The organism is Lactiplantibacillus pingfangensis (genome assembly GCF_005404945.1).
Classification (GTDB): Bacteria; Bacillota; Bacilli; order Lactobacillales; family Lactobacillaceae; genus Lactiplantibacillus; species Lactiplantibacillus pingfangensis.
Genome location: NZ_BJDG01000004.1, coordinates 26,197 through 44,845 on the forward strand (window position 1 = coordinate 26,197; position 18,649 = coordinate 44,845).

At 41.9% G+C, this 18,649-nt stretch carries 18 protein-coding genes; 2 read left to right on the forward strand and 16 right to left on the reverse strand.

All coding sequences use genetic code 11. The features are described 5' to 3' along the window. Positions 1-14 precede the first annotated feature (14 nt). The 6 genes from FFM74_RS02520 to FFM74_RS02545 all read right to left on the reverse strand — a co-directional run bounded on the left by FFM74_RS02520 (position 15) and on the right by FFM74_RS02545 (position 7,270). Positions 15-407: a hypothetical protein gene (locus tag FFM74_RS02520; RefSeq protein ID WP_137625061.1), complete on the reverse strand. Its 393-nt coding sequence runs from the start codon at positions 405-407 to the stop codon at positions 15-17. A gap of 150 nt (positions 408-557) precedes the next feature. Continuing rightward, positions 558-1,058 carry a thioredoxin domain-containing protein gene (locus tag FFM74_RS02525; protein WP_137625062.1) on the reverse strand — a complete coding sequence of 167 codons (501 nt, stop codon included), beginning with the start codon at positions 1,056-1,058 and terminating at the stop codon, positions 558-560. A gap of 131 nt (positions 1,059-1,189) precedes the next feature. Then, the gene (locus FFM74_RS02530; protein ID WP_137625063.1) at positions 1,190-3,724 is read right to left on the reverse strand and encodes a M1 family metallopeptidase; all 2,535 of its coding nucleotides are present in this window, start codon (positions 3,722-3,724) and stop codon (positions 1,190-1,192) included. Positions 3,725-3,855: 131 nt separating this feature from the next. Then, a complete protein-coding gene (locus FFM74_RS02535; RefSeq protein WP_137625064.1) occupies positions 3,856-4,893 on the reverse strand; it encodes a DUF4767 domain-containing protein in 1,038 nt (345 codons plus the stop codon). A gap of 210 nt (positions 4,894-5,103) precedes the next feature. Continuing rightward, on the reverse strand, positions 5,104-5,844 hold the full coding sequence (locus tag FFM74_RS02540) for a DUF4767 domain-containing protein (RefSeq protein ID WP_137625065.1): 741 nt from the start codon (positions 5,842-5,844) through the stop codon (positions 5,104-5,106). A 220-nt stretch (positions 5,845-6,064) separates the two neighbouring features. Then, entirely contained in the window at positions 6,065-7,270 is a 1,206-nt protein-coding gene (locus FFM74_RS02545) for an MFS transporter (protein WP_137625066.1), read from the reverse strand. A 128-nt stretch (positions 7,271-7,398) separates the two neighbouring features. Here FFM74_RS02545 and FFM74_RS02550 point away from each other — a divergent pair, with 128 nt between their 5' ends. Next, on the forward strand, positions 7,399-7,761 hold the full coding sequence (locus FFM74_RS02550) for a winged helix-turn-helix transcriptional regulator (protein ID WP_137625067.1): 363 nt from the start codon (positions 7,399-7,401) through the stop codon (positions 7,759-7,761). A gap of 57 nt (positions 7,762-7,818) precedes the next feature. Here FFM74_RS02550 and FFM74_RS02555 read toward each other — a convergent pair whose 3' ends face one another. The 6 genes from FFM74_RS02555 to FFM74_RS02580 all read right to left on the reverse strand — a co-directional run bounded on the left by FFM74_RS02555 (position 7,819) and on the right by FFM74_RS02580 (position 14,212). Beyond that, positions 7,819-9,225, reverse strand: a complete 1,407-nt coding sequence (locus FFM74_RS02555; protein WP_137625068.1) for a glycoside hydrolase family 1 protein — start codon at positions 9,223-9,225, stop codon at positions 7,819-7,821. Further along, a complete protein-coding gene (locus FFM74_RS02560) occupies positions 9,209-10,576 on the reverse strand; it encodes a PTS transporter subunit EIIC (RefSeq protein ID WP_137625069.1) in 1,368 nt (455 codons plus the stop codon). Before FFM74_RS02560 ends, FFM74_RS02555 begins: the two co-directional genes overlap by 17 nt. 153 nt (positions 10,577-10,729) lie before the next feature. Then, positions 10,730-11,560 carry a PRD domain-containing protein gene (locus tag FFM74_RS02565; RefSeq protein ID WP_137625070.1) on the reverse strand — a complete coding sequence of 277 codons (831 nt, stop codon included), beginning with the start codon at positions 11,558-11,560 and terminating at the stop codon, positions 10,730-10,732. 20 nt (positions 11,561-11,580) lie between these two features. After that, positions 11,581-12,057: a PTS sugar transporter subunit IIA gene (locus FFM74_RS02570; protein ID WP_223877141.1), complete on the reverse strand. Its 477-nt coding sequence runs from the start codon at positions 12,055-12,057 to the stop codon at positions 11,581-11,583. 199 nt (positions 12,058-12,256) lie between these two features. Continuing rightward, positions 12,257-13,273, reverse strand: a complete 1,017-nt coding sequence (locus FFM74_RS02575; protein ID WP_223877142.1) for an agmatine deiminase family protein — start codon at positions 13,271-13,273, stop codon at positions 12,257-12,259. A 132-nt stretch (positions 13,274-13,405) separates the two neighbouring features. Further along, positions 13,406-14,212, reverse strand: coding sequence for a MerR family transcriptional regulator (locus FFM74_RS02580; RefSeq protein ID WP_137625072.1), 807 nt, complete (start codon positions 14,210-14,212; stop codon positions 13,406-13,408). Positions 14,213-14,412: 200 nt separating this feature from the next. Here FFM74_RS02580 and FFM74_RS02585 point away from each other — a divergent pair, with 200 nt between their 5' ends. Further along, positions 14,413-14,697 carry an iron-sulfur cluster repair di-iron protein, ric gene (locus FFM74_RS02585; RefSeq protein ID WP_137625073.1) on the forward strand — a complete coding sequence of 95 codons (285 nt, stop codon included), beginning with the start codon at positions 14,413-14,415 and terminating at the stop codon, positions 14,695-14,697. A gap of 123 nt (positions 14,698-14,820) precedes the next feature. Here the strand turns inward: FFM74_RS02585 and nadC are convergent, their stop codons facing one another. The 4 genes from nadC to FFM74_RS02605 all read right to left on the reverse strand — a co-directional run bounded on the left by nadC (position 14,821) and on the right by FFM74_RS02605 (position 18,611). Then, positions 14,821-15,654, reverse strand: a complete 834-nt coding sequence (gene nadC / locus FFM74_RS02590) for a carboxylating nicotinate-nucleotide diphosphorylase (protein WP_223877143.1) — start codon at positions 15,652-15,654, stop codon at positions 14,821-14,823. After that, the gene (locus tag FFM74_RS02595; RefSeq protein WP_137625074.1) at positions 15,638-16,837 is read right to left on the reverse strand and encodes an MFS transporter; all 1,200 of its coding nucleotides are present in this window, start codon (positions 16,835-16,837) and stop codon (positions 15,638-15,640) included. The genes nadC and FFM74_RS02595 overlap by 17 nt, the downstream gene beginning before the upstream one ends. Before the next feature lie 555 nt (positions 16,838-17,392). After that, positions 17,393-18,283 carry a hypothetical protein gene (locus tag FFM74_RS02600; protein ID WP_171000635.1) on the reverse strand — a complete coding sequence of 297 codons (891 nt, stop codon included), beginning with the start codon at positions 18,281-18,283 and terminating at the stop codon, positions 17,393-17,395. After that, entirely contained in the window at positions 18,252-18,611 is a 360-nt protein-coding gene (locus FFM74_RS02605; RefSeq protein WP_171000636.1) for a type II CBASS E2 protein, read from the reverse strand. Before FFM74_RS02605 ends, FFM74_RS02600 begins: the two co-directional genes overlap by 32 nt. Between the last annotated feature and the right edge of the window lie 38 nt (positions 18,612-18,649).

The following is an 18,649-nucleotide window of genomic DNA, read 5'->3' on the forward strand; positions in this document are numbered from 1 at the left end:
ACGTTCGGAACTTGTCATGATAGCGGATGTCGCCGAAAAAAGCGAAAATACCAGCGCTGATAACCATTGATAACTAATAAAATGCCAATCAGTCCCCACGCCCACCAGCCCAGAGCACCGGCATCCAGCTGTTCCGCAGTCCAATAATAATTAGTGCCAACCATCAAAATCACATACCCACCAACACCATTCACCAAATTGGCAAGTCGCAGTTCTGAATGTTGTTGCTGTAATCGCACGCTCAAAGGTAATTTTAACCATAATCGGTTCACTTGTGGGGCGTCAATGAGTCGACCGCCCAATTGACGGATCAACCATAGCACCACCGCGACGAATGAGATAAATGACCGGATGCTTAGCCCCACCAGCACCAAATAGCCTAACGCATTGATTAATTCCCAATCCATCACTGTCACCGTCCTCACGCAAACTTGTTAGCGTTTTCATATTTCGCTTTAAGTATATGAAACTGGCTTGAAAGTTGCCATTAAAGCGCGCTACAAATATATTTATACGACATACAAAAAGCCACCCATAATCAGGTGACTAAATTTTGCTTAAATTAAGGTCGAAAGTGGCACAAGTTGCTCATCAAAATAGACCTGGCCATCAAAAATCAAGGTTGGCAAGCTGGTAATCCCATTATCAGCCACTTCACGGTCGATGGTTGCTTTCACGACAGCCGCGTTTGCAGCGGTTTTAACGCCATATGTCTTTTCCAAGTATGCTGGCACCGACTCATTTGGTAAGTCACGCAACACTGCTTGTGCCTGGAAAACGGCCTCAATATAAGTCAGCGCTTGCTCTGGGTGTTGATAATCAATGTAACCATTAGCAAGATTACCATTGCGAAGCGGTTCCTTGATTTTGTTCCAAAATTTCAGATGTACATAGAGTTCACCTGCATCGACTGCTTTAAATAATGCCTCAACATTGGGCAACCACCACGCTTGCGTGTCTTTACAACCGAGATTGAGAATCGCGGTTAAGGTATGCGGCGCCGTTGGTTGTCCTAAATTAATGGTTGTTTCGTCTGAAAAATCAAAATTCATTGTCATTTTCCCTGCTTTCTTACAGCTATCCTAAAGTTACCTAGATGTTATCACAATTCTGCCAACAGCCGCGTTCAAAATTTGTGTCTCACTAAAAAAGTTGCCTCAATTTAATGAGACAACTTTTAAGTCAATCGCTATTTAACTGCTTTAGCCACCGCGGCATTCACAGCAACTTGTTCGGCTTCAATCAAGCTAACCCGACTTTCAATCACTTTCGTATCCATCGTGATTTCACGCGTTAATCCTGGTGTGTTCAATTTAGGTTCAAAGAATGCTTTGAATTCGGCCAAACGTTGGGCAGTCCGGAAAACACCGGCCGTCACGGTAATATAAGTCGTGAATTCCATATCGCCACCGACTGTCTTTTCAAGCCAAGCCCAATCATTTCGAATCCAATCCCAAGCAGCTTGTTCACCGGCCGGATTGCTCAAGACACCGCGATACCAAGCCCGTAAATCTTGTGGCTTAACGGTATCAGCATCTTCAAACGCCGTGATCAACTCAGCAATCAGCTTGGTATCCGTCGTGCTAGTTAAAGCCGTGCAAATATCAGCTTTATAGCTGGCATCTGAGGTTTGTCGATAAGCCTTTAATAACGTTTCGAATAAAGCGGTATTACCAAAATGTTGGACTTCATTCCGCAAAATTAAAATTCGAACATCGGCTGGCAAGCTTACCCATTGACCAGCTTGACCTTCAAATAATTCATGTGCCGCTAAAATCGTCCCAGCATTTTCAGCGTATAAGGCCGCATTTAAAACCACTGGTCGTGACAATTGGTCATCAATCGCATCGTCCACATTGGCAGTCCAGCCTAAACGTTTCACTTCAGCCTGACTTAATTGATCATACAAAGCTTTCAATTGGCGTTCTGCTTCTGAATCAGGATCAACGAAGCGTTTCAAATCACCGGCAACCCGATATAACGCGACATTGACGACAGTTGAACCACTATTCGCAAACCGCGCTAACAACGGTACCACAGCTGCGTATGAAATTTGACGACCTTCAGCTAAGAGCCGCAAATCTTGTAACGTTTGTAATTGTGAAATCGCATCTAAATTCTCGGTATCGGCCAAAATATCGTCAAGTAACGTTTGATCGTATTTAACGATAAAATGCGAATTATTGCCAACATTTAAGCGGAACGGTTTGCCCGCAGCTTGCCGTAATTCGGCATAATCACCAAGCGTCACCCGTTCATCGGCCAAAATTTGTGGGGCCGCATCATAATTACTGTTCAATGGAATCTGCCATTGACGGTTAGCGTCATGACCATCGCCAATGAAGAACTGGCGTTGCGCTAAGGTCAGTTGACCATCCACAACCGCTGCCGTCACCACTGGATAGCCGGGTTGTTCGAGCCACAACTTCATCAGGGTACCTAAATCAATCCCAGAAGCATCGCCCAGTGCTTGCCACAAATCGGCGCCCGCCGCGTTACCATATTGATGGGCCTCAAAATACTGCTTCAAACCCTTGCGTAGCGCGTCGTCACCAATTAGTGCCCGTACCATCACTAGCATCCGCGCACCCTTCGCGTAAACAATGGCACTGTCAAACAAGGAATCAATTTCCGCTGGGTCTTCGACTTGAACGTGGACAGATTGAACACCATCAGTCGCATCACGTTGCAATGCAGCCGGCGCTTCGGACGTTTGGAACGTTTCCCAAATGTGCCAATCAGGTTCAATCGCATCAATGGCCACGTATTCCATCATGTTGGCAAAACTTTCATTTAGCCAGAGATCGTCCCACCACTTCATGGTGACTAAATCACCAAACCATTGATGCGCCAATTCATGGGCAATCACGGTCGCAACGCGTTGCTTCATCTCTAAAGCAGTATTGTCAGGATCAAGGAGCAAGTATGCTTCCCGATAAGTGACTAAGCCCCAGTTTTCCATTGCACCGGCAGAAAAGTCTGGCAAGGCCAACTGCCATGAATGTGGTAATGGATACGGCTTTTGATAAAAATCTTCATAAAATTCAATCGAACGTTTGGCAATATCTAAGGCAAAGTCCAGTTCGTTAGCTTGATGTGCCTTCGTCCCGAAAACGCCGACTTTAACCCCGCTCTTAGTCGTGGTGAGCTTACTTTGCAATTCACCAAAAGCAAAGGCAATCAAGTAAGTCGACATTTTAACCGTCGTGTCAAAGTAGTGCACACCAGCTTCAACTTTAAGCTCTGGCATGTTACTAATTGTCGTTTCGCCAGCATGTTCATCGTACTTGATGGCTAAGTCAAACGTGGCTTTTGCCGCTGGTTCATCAACACATGGGAAGGCTTGACGGGCCGCGGTCGTTTCAAACTGAGTCCCGATAATTTGTTTCTTTTCACCATTAATTTCGTAATAAGAAGGATAAATTCCCATCATTGAATCGGTTAACGCTGCGGTGTAATCAATGACTAAGGTCACATCACCAGTTTTGGCTAAATCAATATCAATGGCTTCTTGGGCCGGATTATCTTTAAAGCTTACCGCTTGACCATCAGCTTTGACCGCTGAAACGGTTAACCCTTTTTGATTAATACTAATGGTTTTAACTTTAGCATCACCAGTAATCGTCGTTTGACCAGTGATTAACTTCTGTGCACGGTTAATATCCAAATAGATATTGTAGTGCTTTGGTTGGAATTTATTTAAAAGACGCGTTGAGTCACTCATGAGTTTCCCCCTACATTATTAGATTAGTTTCATTATACGACACTTTATCACGGGATGCGCTTGGGTTGACTAACCAAACTCACTTTAACAAAAATAACCCGAATTTTGATAAATTCGAGTTACTTAATCAATTATTCTGTATCTTCATCTTGGGTTTTAGTTTCGTCACCGTATTTTAACCCATCCAGTTGAGTTGCGATTGTGCGACTATTATACCCGTTACCATAAAACCAGACGCCGGCACCACCAGCAATCATCATAACCGGAATTTGTCGACCATCATAATACTTATAACGCAAGTATTCGAAAGTCCCGTCGCCGGCAGTTTGATTGATTCCTCTAATATTCAGCATCTTGGGCGTCATGTTGTCGACAACAGTTAGCTTTATCTCACTTTCCTTAAGTGCGGGCATCGTTTCAATCGCATAATCATCTTTATAGTACCATGTCCCGTTGTACCCAGCTGGCATCCGTTGTGGTGAGGCGTTAACCGCCGATTCAACATCTGCATTCAAGCTCGCATCCGTTTTAATTGCTGGCTTGACGCCAGTGACAATTTTAGCAAATCCCGCTTGAAGTTCAGCGTTTTGCGTATCTTGAATATAGAAGGTATCGCCATTCGTCGTTTCCGACATAAAGACGACCGGTCGCTGATTATGCAAGCAAAATAAGTAAGACGTTGGGTAACCATTACCATTCTTATTGCCAGTCGCAACTGCGACAATCTGGAACGCTTTGCCATTTTCGCCGTTCGTTGACCACGACAAGTCAACCGGTTGATTGCCCCAGCTCACCCGATTGTTCATCTCACCGCTAGTAATGGCTTTAGGAAAAATATAGCCGAGATGATTAGGTTGCTTACCATCATAAGTTCCCTCATAAGTTTGCCCCATCTTCGTTTGCCATGACTGCATGAAAATTGATAATTGCTTTTCTTTACTAGCATTCCATAATGTTGTCGCGGTCTTTTTCAATTTAGTCGCCGATTGGACGGTGACCTTACTTGTCGATTTTGCCTGACTAGTCGCTGATGACGTCGATTTCGCCGACTTTTTCACCACGCTAGTTGACTCACTCGTTTTACTGCTGCTAGTTTGTTTAGTCAGCTTACCTGAACATCCCGTTAATAAAAGTGCCCCGACTAGTGCCGCCGGCCATAATTTTTTCATATTGATTGCGAATGCTCGCCCACTTTGAGCATTCTCCCCCCTACTTCATTTAATTGACTTGTATTCAGTTTAACCTTTGTGCTATTTTTTGCAATCGTTATCAGTTGCGTGGCACAAGCGTTTTGACAAAAAAATACCGTTATGTTGTTGTCATCACACATAACGGTATTCTGATCAGTTTTAAAAGATAATTAGCACCAGTTTTAATTTCTAATTTTGACCATTCACAATGTTTGCAAAACCGGCTTGCAATTCGGCATTCTGAGTACTTTGAATGTAGAAGATATTGCCGTTAGTCGTTTGTGACATGTAAACCACTGGCTGTTGATTGTGTAAACAGAATAGATAAGTGGTTGGGAAACCTAATTTGGTTTTATTGCCAGTTGCGACAGCAACAACCTGATAAGCCTGACCATTTTCACCATTAGTTGACCAGGTTAAGTTAACTGGTTGATTACCCAAGCTGACCCGGCCGGCCATCTCACCACTCGTGATTGCATATGGGAAAACAAACCCGAGATGATTAGGATTAGCGCCATCATAAGTGCCCTGATAAGTTTGACCCATGGCAGTTTGCCACTGTTTCATAAATGCGGATAATTGCTGCGTCTTAGTCGCGTTCCACAAAGTTGTGGTTGCTTGGCGCGCACGCGTTGTCGACTGACTGGCCTGAGTGGCAGCTTGTGACGACGCCTGAGAACTCGCTGGTGCTTGACTGACTGCCTTTGACTGACTTGTCACTGAGTCCACCTGACGACTTGATTCAACGGCGTTGGCTGATTTGGTAGCGGCCGCAGCCTTAGTCAATTTTTTCACACTAGTTGACTTAGTGACCTTTTTAGCACTTCTGACTGATTCACTTGATTTGCTAGAAGCTTGCTGCTGCTTGTTTCCAGAACATCCGGTTAACAATAATGCCCCAACTAATGCAACTGCCCATAATTTTTTCATAATCTACGAATGCTCACAATTCTGAGTATTCTTCCCCCCTACTCATTTTAATTGTCCCTAACTTAATTTTAGCCCTTATATTGGCGATTGCAACCGTTATCAGTAGCGGTATGACACTATTTTTTGAACTTTACCTTTTTTTAATTATCATGGAAATAAAAAGGCCCTGACAGTTTTGCCAGAGCCAATTTTAGTCACCCGTTTAATGAAATTTTCTGCTTTAATCTTCGCAATCCTCAGGCAGCTCATTTTCAACTGGTCGTGCTAACCAGATCAAACCGGCCAACAGAATCAAACTGACGGCCACCATCAACGCCCCAAAGACCGGCGTCCAGGCTAAACCAAATTGGGTCGTGACTTGACCGCCAATTCCTGATCCCAAAGCAATTCCAACGTTGAAAGCGGAAATGTTCAAAGCCGACGCCATCGTAATATCTTGTGGCGTGTGAATTTCCGCCAATTGCACAATGTAGAGTTGTAAGCCTGGCACGTTCATGAAAGCAAAGATTCCCATCACTAGAACGGTCAGTAGTCCCAACCAATGACTGTGCGCGGTGACTGCCAAGACTAATAATGTCACCAATAACCCAACAAACATTTTGAACAGTGCGACTAACGGCCGTTGATTGGCCCAACGACCACCCAATGTATTGCCTAACGCAACCATCAAGCCATAGACGACGAGAATCACGACCACCGCACTGGCCGACCAACCCATTGATTGTTCCAATAAAGGTGATAAATACGTGTAGGCCACGAATGTCCCACCATAACCTAGTGCAGTGACTAACAAAGCGAGTAACAATTGTGGATTAGTTAGCACGCGAATAATCCCACGGGCAGTCGCTTTGGTCGGTAATGGCAAGTTTCGTGGAATCAACCAGTAGTCCGCCAATAAGCCTAAGACACCAATGCCACTAATAAAGATGAACGACCAACGCCAACCACCGAGTTGACCAATCATCGTTCCCAATGGCACCCCAGTTACTGTTGCGACGGTTAAGCCGGTAAACATGACCGCAATCGCAGACGCGCGTTTTTCAGGTGCGACGACATCGGCCGCAATCACCGACGCCACCGTCATGAAAATACCGTGCGCTAACGCCGCTATAATCCGCCCTAGCAATAGCACATTAAATGTCGGTGCCACTGCCGCCAATAAGTTGCCCACAATAAATAATCCCATGATGAGCATCATCAAGCGGTGACGATTTAAACGACCAGTTAATAAGGTCATCACCGGGGCACCGACCATAATACCCAATGCATAGACCGAAACCGTTAACCCGGCTTGGGCCAAATCAATGTGAAAACTGCTAACGAGCATCGGCATCAAGCCGACACTAATAAATTCCGTGGACCCAATCGCAAACGCACTAATCGCGAGTGCTAAAAGTGTCCAGGTTGGATTTACTTTTTGACTCATTTTAAAATTCCTCCTGTACTTGCTAACGTGATAAATATTGATTATACTAGCAAGTAACTTAAGAACAAGTACCGACTTTAAAGTGGTATACCCACTAAAAAGTAAGTATGAATTAGGAGTGAAATTACATGCCTGAAAAAACTTATCAGATTGGCGTTGAAGCAACAATGGAAGTTATCGGTGGTAAATGGAAGTCCATTATTCTTTGCCATTTACGCTTAAAACCAATGCGGACTAGCGAGCTGGAGCGTGCCATTCCACAAATTTCTCAGAAAATGTTAGTACAGCAATTACGGGAGTTAGAAGCCGCTAATATTGTGCAACGCCACGTTTATCAAGAAGTGCCGCCACGGGTTGACTATCGGTTAACGGACTACGGACACAGTTTGTCGGGGGTACTGCATCAGCTCTGCGTTTGGGGCGAAGAGAATATTGATCTGCGGCGCGAACAGGGCGAAGCGATTACGTTGCTGCATCGGGATGATTTGTAATCAAAAACGCTTAAACAAGTGCCTTTAAAATCACTTGTTTAAGCGTTTTTTGGAACTTTATAAATTTTCGCCGTTTGTTCTGATTACTTGCTTATACCAATCGAAAGACTTTTTTACATATCGTCTGCCTGTCCCTTTACCATAATTATCTCGGTCCACATAAACAAGCCCATATCTTTTAGCCATTTCACCCGTCGTCCCAGAAATAATATCAATAATGCCCCAAACTAAATATCCCATCACATTCACACCATCATAATCAATCGCGTCTTTAACCGCCTGAATATGCTGTTTTAAATAATCAATACGGTAATCATCCTCAACATAATTATTATCGTCAATATTATCAACGGCCCCTAGGCCATTTTCAACAATAAATAATGGAATCTGATATCGATCATAAAAATCATTTAAAGATGTTCTCAACCCTAACGGATCAATTTGCCACCCCCAGTCGGATGTTTGGAGATAAGGATTCGTTTTTCCAATAATATTTTGCAATAGATTACCTTGAATCACTTCATCTTTTTGAGTTGATGAAACATGTGACGAATAATAGCTAAACGCTAAAAAATCGATTGTTCCCGCGTGTAACATATCATCGTCGCCAGCTTCCTGCTTAATACTGATACTTTTTCTTTTCAATTCTTGAATCTTATAGCTTGGATAATAACCACGGACCATCACATCAGCAAAAAAGATATTTTTATGCTTATCTCGAACCGATAGCAAAACATCTTCTGGTCTGCATGAATACGGATAACTGTAACAATCAGTCACCATTCCACCAATTTTAAAGTTAGGATTAATTGATTTTCCAATTTTAACTGCACTCGCATTTGCCAATAATAAATGATACGACGCTTGCTCTTTCTCGGATTCAGTAAGATTTTCACCAGCTGCGCCAAACCATGTCACAAAATTGACAGAATTAATTTCATTAATCACAATCCAGTATTTTACCTTAGTTCTAAAACGCTTAAAAATCGTACGGACGTAATTTAAAAAGTAATCTACTACTTTCCGATTTTTCCACCCACCGTAATGATCTGCTAAATAAATTGGCGTGTCTGAATGTTGTAAAGTTACAACTGGCGTAATTCCATTTCTAATCATACAATCAAACAATTTGTCGTAATAGGCCAGCCCTTTTTCATTTGGCACAGATTCGACACCCGTCGGATAAATACGTGTCCAATTAATTGATGTGCGCAAGCATTTAATACCTAATTGTTTTAATAACGCAATATCTGATTCATATTTATCAAAAAAGTCAATCGCATCATGACTTGGGAAAAAAGCAGTTTGATCATCTAAAGAACGGCGTTGGCGCGGTTGATTTTTAGAACCAACTGACATGACATCAAGAATTGAGACACCCTTACCATCACGATCAAATGCACCTTCTGCCTGATTTGCAGCAATTGCGCCACCCCATAAGAAGTTTTTAGGAAATTGCGTCATTTGTAGTCCCCCTCTTATTAAGTAAGTAATTCAATATTGCAGTAACTGAAAAACTAATCAAAATAGCAATGATAATCACTACTAAATTCACAAAACCAGTCTTTCCCAAGAATAAAGGCAAAGATGGCAAACCACTTACAAATCCATACGCCTTACAAGAAAATAATCCCGCAAATAAAGCCCCTAATGCACCGCCAACACCAACACTTACTAACGTTCTCTTGTTTCGTAAGGTTATACCGAATAACGCAGGCTCAGTAACACCAACCAACGCTGTTACACCGATTGTTAACAATTCGGCACGTTTACTAGCATTCTTTGCTAACGCAGCGCTTGACATCGCTGCTCCAGCCTCACTCATATTGCTAATAAAACCAGCAACCATCAAGAGTGTGTCATAGCCAGGATTAGCAAGCGCCGCAACAACCATCGGTATCAACGCATAGTGCATACCAGTGAACACCATCACTGGATAAATCAACGCAATTAGCGCCGGCGCAAACCAGCTTGCATAAGTGTTCAACATGGTAATAAATTTCCCGAGATAAATCCCAGCAATCGCACCAATTGGTCCTAATATTAATAATGTCGCAATTAGCCCACAGAGTAATGTCACTGCCGGTACCACAATTGTTTTCAACATATCTGGAATGACTCGCTTCAATCCTCTTTCAACGTAAGCCATAAACCAAACACCTAAAATAATCGGAAATACCGTTGAGCTGTACGTAATTGACATTAATTTAATGCCAAAAATTGCCAGGCCCTTTGCACCATTAATCGTTGAATAGCAAAGAATTGCCCCCAAAGCCATACCAACAAACGGATTCATTTTCATTTTCGTACCGGCGGCATAGCCCGCAAAAATCGGTAAGAAAAAGAATATTCCAGATTGAACGGCTGAAAATACAATATACGTTGGATCTTTAGCTGACACTAAACCAAAAGTAGTTAAAAGTGACAATAACGCCGAAATCATCCCTGCGGCAATTAAAACGGGAATAAACATCACAAATGTTCCAGACAGAACATCAAATATTTGATTAATTATTCCGCTCTTTTTTTCTGTATCATCAGCATCATTTAAAGCATCATTTCCATGCAATCCTGTTTCCGCTAAAATCTCTTCATATGCCGTTTCGACTCCTTGACCAATAATTATTTGAAATTGCTCGCCAGACCATTGTGTCCCAATAACTTTATCCAATTTTTCGACTTTTTTATCCTGTACCAAACTTTTATCTTTTACATTTATTCTGACACGAGTAACACAATGAGTTAAAAATGAGACATTTTGTGCACCACCAATCAGTTCTAGTACATTACTCGATAATTCAGCATATTTTTTCATATCATCAACTCCCAGTTACTAATAACTTCAATATAATTTTTTGAGATAGGCCAAATTCCAATAAAAATCCCCCTAACAAAAACTAGACATTCTCACCAAACAGTCAATCGTATGGTGTGTCTAATCTTTGCTAGAGGGTGATGCCCGCATAGGTTACAAATCCTCGCGTGAGCAAAGTCTATTCACATGTAACATTAAATATAATTTTTCTTCATCGGATAATTGCATGTTCGCTTCGTCATTCAAAAACAATGAAATCTTTTGAACACATTTATCAGTATCAGGAAACTGTTTAACCATCTCCTGGTACATTACGTTATTTTCCGTTTTAATTCCTTGCCCACGACTTTGACGCTTCAGTAAATATTGCAAATGTGTGGCGAACCTAGAGTAATTAAAACTATGTTTATCAATATATAGATTAAAATAACCAGAAATAATTTCAGTAATTCGATTAATTAATGTATTATTATCTTGATTTTCAAGTTGTTTCACAGTCACTGTTTCAGCATTGATAAAGTGTAGCGCCAGATTGGTGGCCTCCTCTTCTGGCAAACGAACCTTTAAATCCTGATTCACAATTTTTAATGCTCGCAATCCCAAGTTGTATTCATCGGTATACAGATTCTGAACGTCATACTGCAATGGCGCTGTAATCACGATACCTTTCTTTCGACGCTCAATCGCAAAATTAACATGATCCGCTAGTGTAAAAACCAGATTTGAACTAACCGGTTCCGTAATCTGTAGTCGTACCATATCAACAATCTTAATAGCAACATTCAACACAGTTTCCGGAATTTGACTCGCAAGATCGATGTACATTGAATCAACATCATAAAATGTCCGCTCAACCTGCTTCATATCTGAAATTTCATACGGCATCTCAGGAAAACCAACACCTCGGCCAATTGCAATCAACTCGTGGTTATCAGCATCAAGGCAAACTGCAGTGTTGTTATTAATCTTTTTGATAGCCTTCATGGTAACCCCTCCACCTTTAACTATTTGGTTACGGTTACGACGCTGGTCTTTCCAGCAGTTACCTCCGTAATTTCACTGACGTCTACTTCAAAATCTGAACTATTTGTCACTAACAACATTGTGATCAACGGATAACCTTTTTGTTCAATCAGCTCACGATCAAATTTGATGATAGGCGTTCCCGCTTCAACTTTAGTCCCGGCTTGAGTCATTGCCTCAAATCCTTCACCTTTTAGATTAACTGTATCAAGGCCAATATGAACCAAGATTTCAGCACCATTAGCTGTCTTCATGCCAAATGCATGCTTTGAATCAGGCAAAAGCGTTATTTTACCGACACAAGGTGCGACTACCATATCACTGGTTGGATTTACCGCAATTCCTTTTCCCATCATGCCACTCGCAAAAACTTTATCTGGTACCGCAGTCAGTGCAACGAACGTACCACTTACTGGCGCAAAAAGTTCAATCTTTTTTTCTCGTTTAAAAATATTCAACATCATGGATCATCCCTTCAAAAAAAAATTCCCGAAAGTGTTACACCAAATCCAAAGAACGCTACTGCATTGCTGCAACACTTTCTTTAGAAGGTGACACCTCCGAGGAGTAATGATCCTTCAACAAGGACAATCGTACTGCAAACGTTTACAAATTGCAACCCACACTGCTATTTTTATAGCATCAGCATACTGCTTACTAATTCTGTGGCTGCTGTTGTGTCACACAATGAAGCATGCCCCCGTATTGATATAATTCGGTCACATCAATTCCTACCATTTTTCGGGTTGGATAAAGCCGCCCTAAAAGTTTCATGGCAACCTGATCATTTTTATCATGATAAGTTGGAACTAGCACAACGTCATTACCAACATAATAATTAAGATAATTGCCTTTATAATCTAAGCCACGCACGTTTTTAGCAGTCATCGGTAACGTCACGACTTGATACGGCTTACCTTGGGCATTCGTAGCGGTGTGTAACGCCTGATAATCTTTCATTTTAATGCCATCATATAACTCAGCGAAGTCGGCCTTGGACACCGTTAAGATAGTCCGATCATCGAGAAACCTAGCCATACCATCAATATGGGCATCCGTAATATCCTCACCAGTAACTCCGGTAAGCCAAATGAAATGTGTCACGCCAAAATATTTTGTCAGGTTCGCTTCCGCCGTGCTTTGGCTCATCTCGGGATTGCGATTATCATTCAATACTGAACTTTTACATAACATCGCGGTCCCGTGACCATCAAGTTCCACCGCACCCCCTTCTAGGACAAATTTTGAAATCGGTATGATCGGGAGCTTTTTACTTTTAGCAACAGCTTCTGGGAGTTGGTTGTCATGCTGATAAGCCGTCTTTTTACCCCAACCATTAAAGCCAAAGTCGGCGATTGCAAGCTTACCGGCAGCATTCCGTATAAATATTGGTCCGGTATCACGCGACCAAACATCATCACTTTTGGCAATCGTGAAATCTACACGGCGCATCTCAATATGTTGTCTCGTTAATAATTTCGAAATTCTTCGTTGTTCCTTCTCGTTATATGCCACAATATGCACTTTTTCGCCTGGTGCCAAGGCTTTGACCATCGCAATCCAAATCGGTTCGATTTCATTTCGATAGCCACGGCCATAGGTGTATCGGTGCGGCCAAGTCAACCAAGTTCCTTCATGTTGGGCCGTTTCTGGTGGAAAATAATTAGTTGTCATTGTTGCGTCCTTTCGATTGATCTGACAGCCACTTAACAACAGTAAAACTAAGCATAAGACGATTCTTAACGGTTTCATCATCGTATTCCTTTCTGGTTCAAAAAAAGAATACCCCTTGACACTGTGTTAAGGTCAAGGGGTTACTTTGATGGAAATTTCCGTAATGTAATCGTTGGGAGTCGTCGTGTAAGTTTGATCTAAGAAATAACGTTCAATAAAGGGCCAGACTGGCACTTGTTGTCGCTGCTCGGCCTCACGCAATAAGCAATCATATGCTGCGCCGATGCTGTCATAATCACCATAATGCATCGTTGAAAGATAACTGCCACTTGGCAATACTCGTGGCGTTAATTTTGTCGCCAGGTCGTTCGACTGAACTGGGACAGCCGCTTGATACAATGCCGTTTCAGCACCACTGAGTAACATCGGTAATCCCATCGGCTTAATGTCCGCATTGTCGATCCTGCGATAAAGCTGATCAAACGCGGCATCAATTTTGCTTTCGTCCGCTAATGGCTCGCTACAGACCAACTGACGTTCCGGCTGTTGGGTTGTGGCAACCACGTACTCGTTTGGAAAATGATCATCATCGGATCCTAACAACTTTAAAATTAGCTCATCAGCCTTATCTTGGGCAATATCTTGTTGCGCTAATTGCAGCTGCTTTGCCTTCGCCATAGCCTTAATTTTCGCATCACTGGCATCGAGCAACGTTTTTATTTCCGCTAATGTAAAGCCGCAAGCCTGGTACCTTTTAATTAGTGCCACCGTTGGGATTTGGTCAGAAGCGTAGTAACGATAGCCATTCGCCAATACTATTTTCGGTTTAAAGAGCGCAATTTTGTCATAGTGTCGCAGCATCCGGGCACTGATATGATTAATGGTCGCAAATTCGCCGATTGGATAGTTTTTATCGCTATGATTATTATTTTCAGTCAATATATGTACACCCTCCTTTGTGAAAATTAAATACAAGATTCTAAAGTTTCAACAATTTTATTCTACTCGTGTCCGGATTTCCCCACAATGCCGCAACTGACTTTTCTAAATTAAGATTAATCATCCCGCTTGACTGCCATCAAGTTATTTAACCGGCTGCCATCTTATACTTGACTCATCAAATACAAGAGGTGGTTCATATGACAACTGTTAAAGCTTATCTAGCAACCCATTACGACAAATTAGATTTTTATACTCACGCTATCACGAATGCCCATGGTCAAAATCATCCAGAAGTATTTACGGTCCGTGACCAGTACGTTCAGCTGCGAGCTGATGCCAGTGCAGGACACCGATTAGATCATAATTTTGCAAAATTACGTCAAACAACCCATGATTATGCGATTCCCGATGACGTTTGCCCAGTATTTGAAGCCACCTATCACATGTTGGCTCAGGCCGATAAGCTGAATGCATCCGCCTAAACTTACTAAAAGCGTCACTCACGAAAAAAAGTGAGTGACGCTTTTAGAATTTTCAAACTATAGCCGGCATCATTTATCCTGACCATCGAATCAGTATTCGATTATCACATGAAAAACCGATTATTAAGCTTCAATTTCCAGTGCCAAATCTAATGCCCTCACACTGTGTGTTAAATACCCCAGCGAAATGTAATCAACACCAGTATGTGCATACTGTGCCAACGTTGCCGGCGTAATGCCACCCGAAACCTCGACTTTGATTGGTGTCGGAATCAATTGTCGCCACGCCTGAACAGTCGTTGGGGTTTGATTATCAATCAGAATCATATCCACCTGGCTAGCCACCGCAGCTTGTAATTGTGATTCTGTCTCCACTTCGACTTCAATGAACTTCGTCGGCCCAATTTGCCGACGTAATTGTCGAATGGTGGTTGGTAAATCTCTAATCAACGCCCAGTGGTTGTCCTTAATCATCACGGCGTCATCCAGACCAAAGCGATGATTCTGGCCACCACCAATAACCACAGCGGCTTTGTCAAATTGTCGTAAACCTGGCAATGTTTTGCGGGTATCCAGTACTGCAATACTAGGGTCATTCAACGTTTCAATCGCCGCATGCGTAGCCGTGGCAATTCCACCCATCCGTTGCATCAAATTAAGCAGCACTCGTTCACCCGCTAATAGGTCGACGACTGGTGCCGTGACGCGACCGATGACCGTTCCAGCCTGCACCCAAGCACCATCCGCGATAACTTGTTCATAATGGCTATCATTGCTTACCGTCTGCAAGACGACTGCCGGCAATACTTGTCCAGCAATTATCCCAGCTTCACGTGCGACAATCTCACCGGTGACTCGCCGGTTTGGCAAAGTTAATGTGCTGATATCACCGCGTCCGAGATCTTCCACTAGAAAACTAGTAATTGCTGGTTGAATTTGTCTAGGCCTTAGCTTCACCAGAAACGCCTTCTTTCCGCTGAGCATCGACATCCTGAATCCCCCAAGTTAGGATCGCAATTCCTAATAACAGTAGGACAACAAAGCTGCCAAAAATACCAGTTAACGGCGTCTTCATTTGTAATAAAACTCCGACTGCATACGGTCCAATCATCGCGCCGACGCGACCAATCGACTGCGCCGCCCCCATTCCCGTGCCACGAATGGCTTGTGGAAATTGACTAGGTGTCAAGGCAATCAAAGTTCCCCATGCCCCTAAATCAAAGAATGATAACCAAGCGCCACTCATTAAGACGGCAAAGTTGCTGCTGGCTAAGCTAAATGCCAAAGCGCTCACAATCGTCCCGCTCAAATAAATCGTTAATACTGACTTACGACTGATTTTACCCATGAGATAAGCTGCTAAGTAATAACCTGGTAATTGAGCCAAACTCATCAACAAGGTATAACTAAAACTGTGGACAATTGAGAAGCCACGCATGACTAAGAGACTCGGTAACCATAAAAACATCCCGTAATACGTTAACATGACAATGAACCAAAGTGTTCCCAACAATAACGTCTTCTTTCGAAAGACTGGCGTTCGCCATAATGTCTTATATGACGGCCGCGTTTGTGGTTCGATCGGCGTATCTGGCAAATGACGCCGTAACAATAGCGTGTATAAAATCGTCAACGCCGTGATTAAAACGGTTAACCGCCAACCAATCACTGGCATGACCCAGAATGCAAGCAATGAGGCCACAATCCAACCAATTGCCCAAAAACTGTCCGCGAGTACTAACATCTTCGACCGTTTCGTACCCTGATAACTATCTGCAACTAAAGTAGCTGCAACTGGCAATTCACCACCAAGACCAATCCCAGTTAAGAACCGGACCGCGATAAACGCCGCAATGTTTGGCGTTACGGTTAATAACAAATTACCAATTGAGAATAAGGCTAATGTTAAAATCAAAACATTTTTTCGCCCAATCCGGTCAGCCAAAGCGCCACAAATCAGCGCACCCACGACCATCCCCAATGAGGTCGTTGCACCAACTAATCCTAATTGTGCCGGAGCTAAATGCCACTCCGTCTTAATTAGTGGCATGATAAAAGACAACATCGCGACATCCATCGCGTCAAACAACCAGGCTGTGCCAATGATGGCTAACAACCGGTATTCCTTCAATAATTGCATAAGAATCCCCCAAATTGCAATAAAAGTAGTTTTTACTTTTATTAGTTTAAAAGATAAAGGTCGAGATGACTTTTATCTTCTTGTGTTATAAGGTACTCATTTTTGGGGGGAATGTCAATATGGAATGTTGTATTATTTAGTAAAGTTCATTATCCCGGGAAAAGAATATTGATACCGGTATTCTCAATTCAACATCTAATCCCACCTCATATAAACTAAAAAACATCCATCAATTGAAAAACAAGACAATCTATTGACTTTTTCTAAACACAATACTCTAATTTTTGTTACAAGCAACGATTATAATTCACTAGTCCTGACACCCTTGAGCAACTGTACTTTTTTAAAGGACCTTCCGAATAATTCAGGCATCATTTATCAAAATACTGTTCATGCCGTCACGTTTCAACCTGATAAAAATCTTTGCCACATATGCCAATACATCTTTAAGATAACAACTATTAACGCAAAAATATGAGCCTCCCAAGATGGAAGAATCCATTCAGAAAGTTCACCTCAAGAAACTATATGTTTTTCTATCTCCATATCCACAAATCAAAAAATACGGTGTGCATGTAAGAAATGATATGGTGGATTACTTTGGCTTTCGTAAACATACAAGTGCTCGATTGGGTTTCTTCCCGCATCAGTAAATAATTCACGAAATATTTCACTTATTTGTTTTGGATTGGTATTCAAAAGTAAGTATAGTGATTTGACGCCTTCAGTTTCTGCACGCCGTACTCGTTTAACAATTACGGATACTAAGTCAGAATTATATCTCCTAACTCGATCTACCTGACCATCTTTCATAGTCTGAAAAACCTCATATCTATGATCAATAACAAAACATGGCAAACTTTTGAGATCAGCCGGATAAGTATCTGAAACTACTAGCGAGAGTACAGATGTATCTAATTCTGAGTGACTTGGATTGCTTACAGTAATTGTGACCTCAACATTTGATTCGGCAGGCATTACTTCTGGAATTTCAAGTGTCATTTCTCTCCAACCAAAGGTTGACTGATAGTATAAATACTCACAAAATTGCCAAGTTGGAATACTTGTCGCGCTTCCTGAATGTTGCCGATTAATAAAAGATGCCCACTTAATCATCCAAGAAGGTACAAGAAAATAATGATTAGCTGGAAGAATCTGCTTTTGTCCTAAAATTTTGTGAATAACAACTAGATACAGTACAAAATAGCACAACAAAATGAATGGAAAATATGCTAACGGGATCTGTCCAATTAGGGACTTCCACTTATCACTAATCATCGGAATAAGTTCTCCAATAGCAAATACTATTTTTCTAGGGATACTAATTGTTGTCACATCTGCCAAGATAACTAGCACCGTGATAGGTCCTATAATTCGTGTAATCAAAAATCTATATTTACGTATTACTCGATTGTCATGATTTTTCAGGATGTTCACCATTGCCATACCACTTTCCAGTAATTAAATAAAGTTCATAAAAATAAAGCCACTCCTGTATCCAAGGAATTATGGTTTCCCGGAGATTGTCTCCGAATTTGAATTCTCGCTTTTCTTTTTTATTTCTAAACAAGCATAATGATACCGTCCCACTATTCGCATCAGATTGACTGACAAAAATATGAGGGATTCGGTTCAAATCTTGTTCAGGAACGTTGAGGCCGTGTAATAAAATTATAATTCTGTTTCTTTTTAAACAAAACTCTATCTTATATTCGCTACTATGCTCATTTGCTCTAAGCAAGCCGTAAACATGAAAACAACCATTTTGTTTCATTGAATTATATTTATTTGGAAACAGAATTGACAGTTCAT

What these genes read in the sequence shown, in the direction of transcription:
- FFM74_RS02595 (WP_137625074.1), bottom strand. Translation starts at nt 16,837, where the DNA reads ATGCAATTATTGAAGGAATACCGGTTGTTAGCCATCATTGGCACAGCC.
- FFM74_RS02550 (WP_137625067.1), top strand. Translation starts at nt 7,399, where the DNA reads ATGCCTGAAAAAACTTATCAGATTGGCGTTGAAGCAACAATGGAAGTT.
- FFM74_RS02520 (WP_137625061.1), bottom strand. Translation starts at nt 407, where the DNA reads ATGGATTGGGAATTAATCAATGCGTTAGGCTATTTGGTGCTGGTGGGG.
- FFM74_RS02575 (WP_223877142.1), bottom strand. Translation starts at nt 13,273, where the DNA reads ATGACAACTAATTATTTTCCACCAGAAACGGCCCAACATGAAGGAACT.
- FFM74_RS02535 (WP_137625064.1), bottom strand. Translation starts at nt 4,893, where the DNA reads ATGAAAAAATTATGGCCGGCGGCACTAGTCGGGGCACTTTTATTAACG.
- FFM74_RS02530 (WP_137625063.1), bottom strand. Translation starts at nt 3,724, where the DNA reads ATGAGTGACTCAACGCGTCTTTTAAATAAATTCCAACCAAAGCACTAC.
- FFM74_RS02525 (WP_137625062.1), bottom strand. Translation starts at nt 1,058, where the DNA reads ATGACAATGAATTTTGATTTTTCAGACGAAACAACCATTAATTTAGGA.
- FFM74_RS02605 (WP_171000636.1), bottom strand. Translation starts at nt 18,611, where the DNA reads ATGAAACAAAATGGTTGTTTTCATGTTTACGGCTTGCTTAGAGCAAAT.
- FFM74_RS02545 (WP_137625066.1), bottom strand. Translation starts at nt 7,270, where the DNA reads ATGAGTCAAAAAGTAAATCCAACCTGGACACTTTTAGCACTCGCGATT.
- FFM74_RS02585 (WP_137625073.1), top strand. Translation starts at nt 14,413, where the DNA reads ATGACAACTGTTAAAGCTTATCTAGCAACCCATTACGACAAATTAGAT.
- FFM74_RS02560 (WP_137625069.1), bottom strand. Translation starts at nt 10,576, where the DNA reads ATGAAAAAATATGCTGAATTATCGAGTAATGTACTAGAACTGATTGGT.
- FFM74_RS02565 (WP_137625070.1), bottom strand. Translation starts at nt 11,560, where the DNA reads ATGAAGGCTATCAAAAAGATTAATAACAACACTGCAGTTTGCCTTGAT.
- FFM74_RS02600 (WP_171000635.1), bottom strand. Translation starts at nt 18,283, where the DNA reads ATGGCAATGGTGAACATCCTGAAAAATCATGACAATCGAGTAATACGT.
- FFM74_RS02555 (WP_137625068.1), bottom strand. Translation starts at nt 9,225, where the DNA reads ATGACGCAATTTCCTAAAAACTTCTTATGGGGTGGCGCAATTGCTGCA.
- FFM74_RS02540 (WP_137625065.1), bottom strand. Translation starts at nt 5,844, where the DNA reads ATGAAAAAATTATGGGCAGTTGCATTAGTTGGGGCATTATTGTTAACC.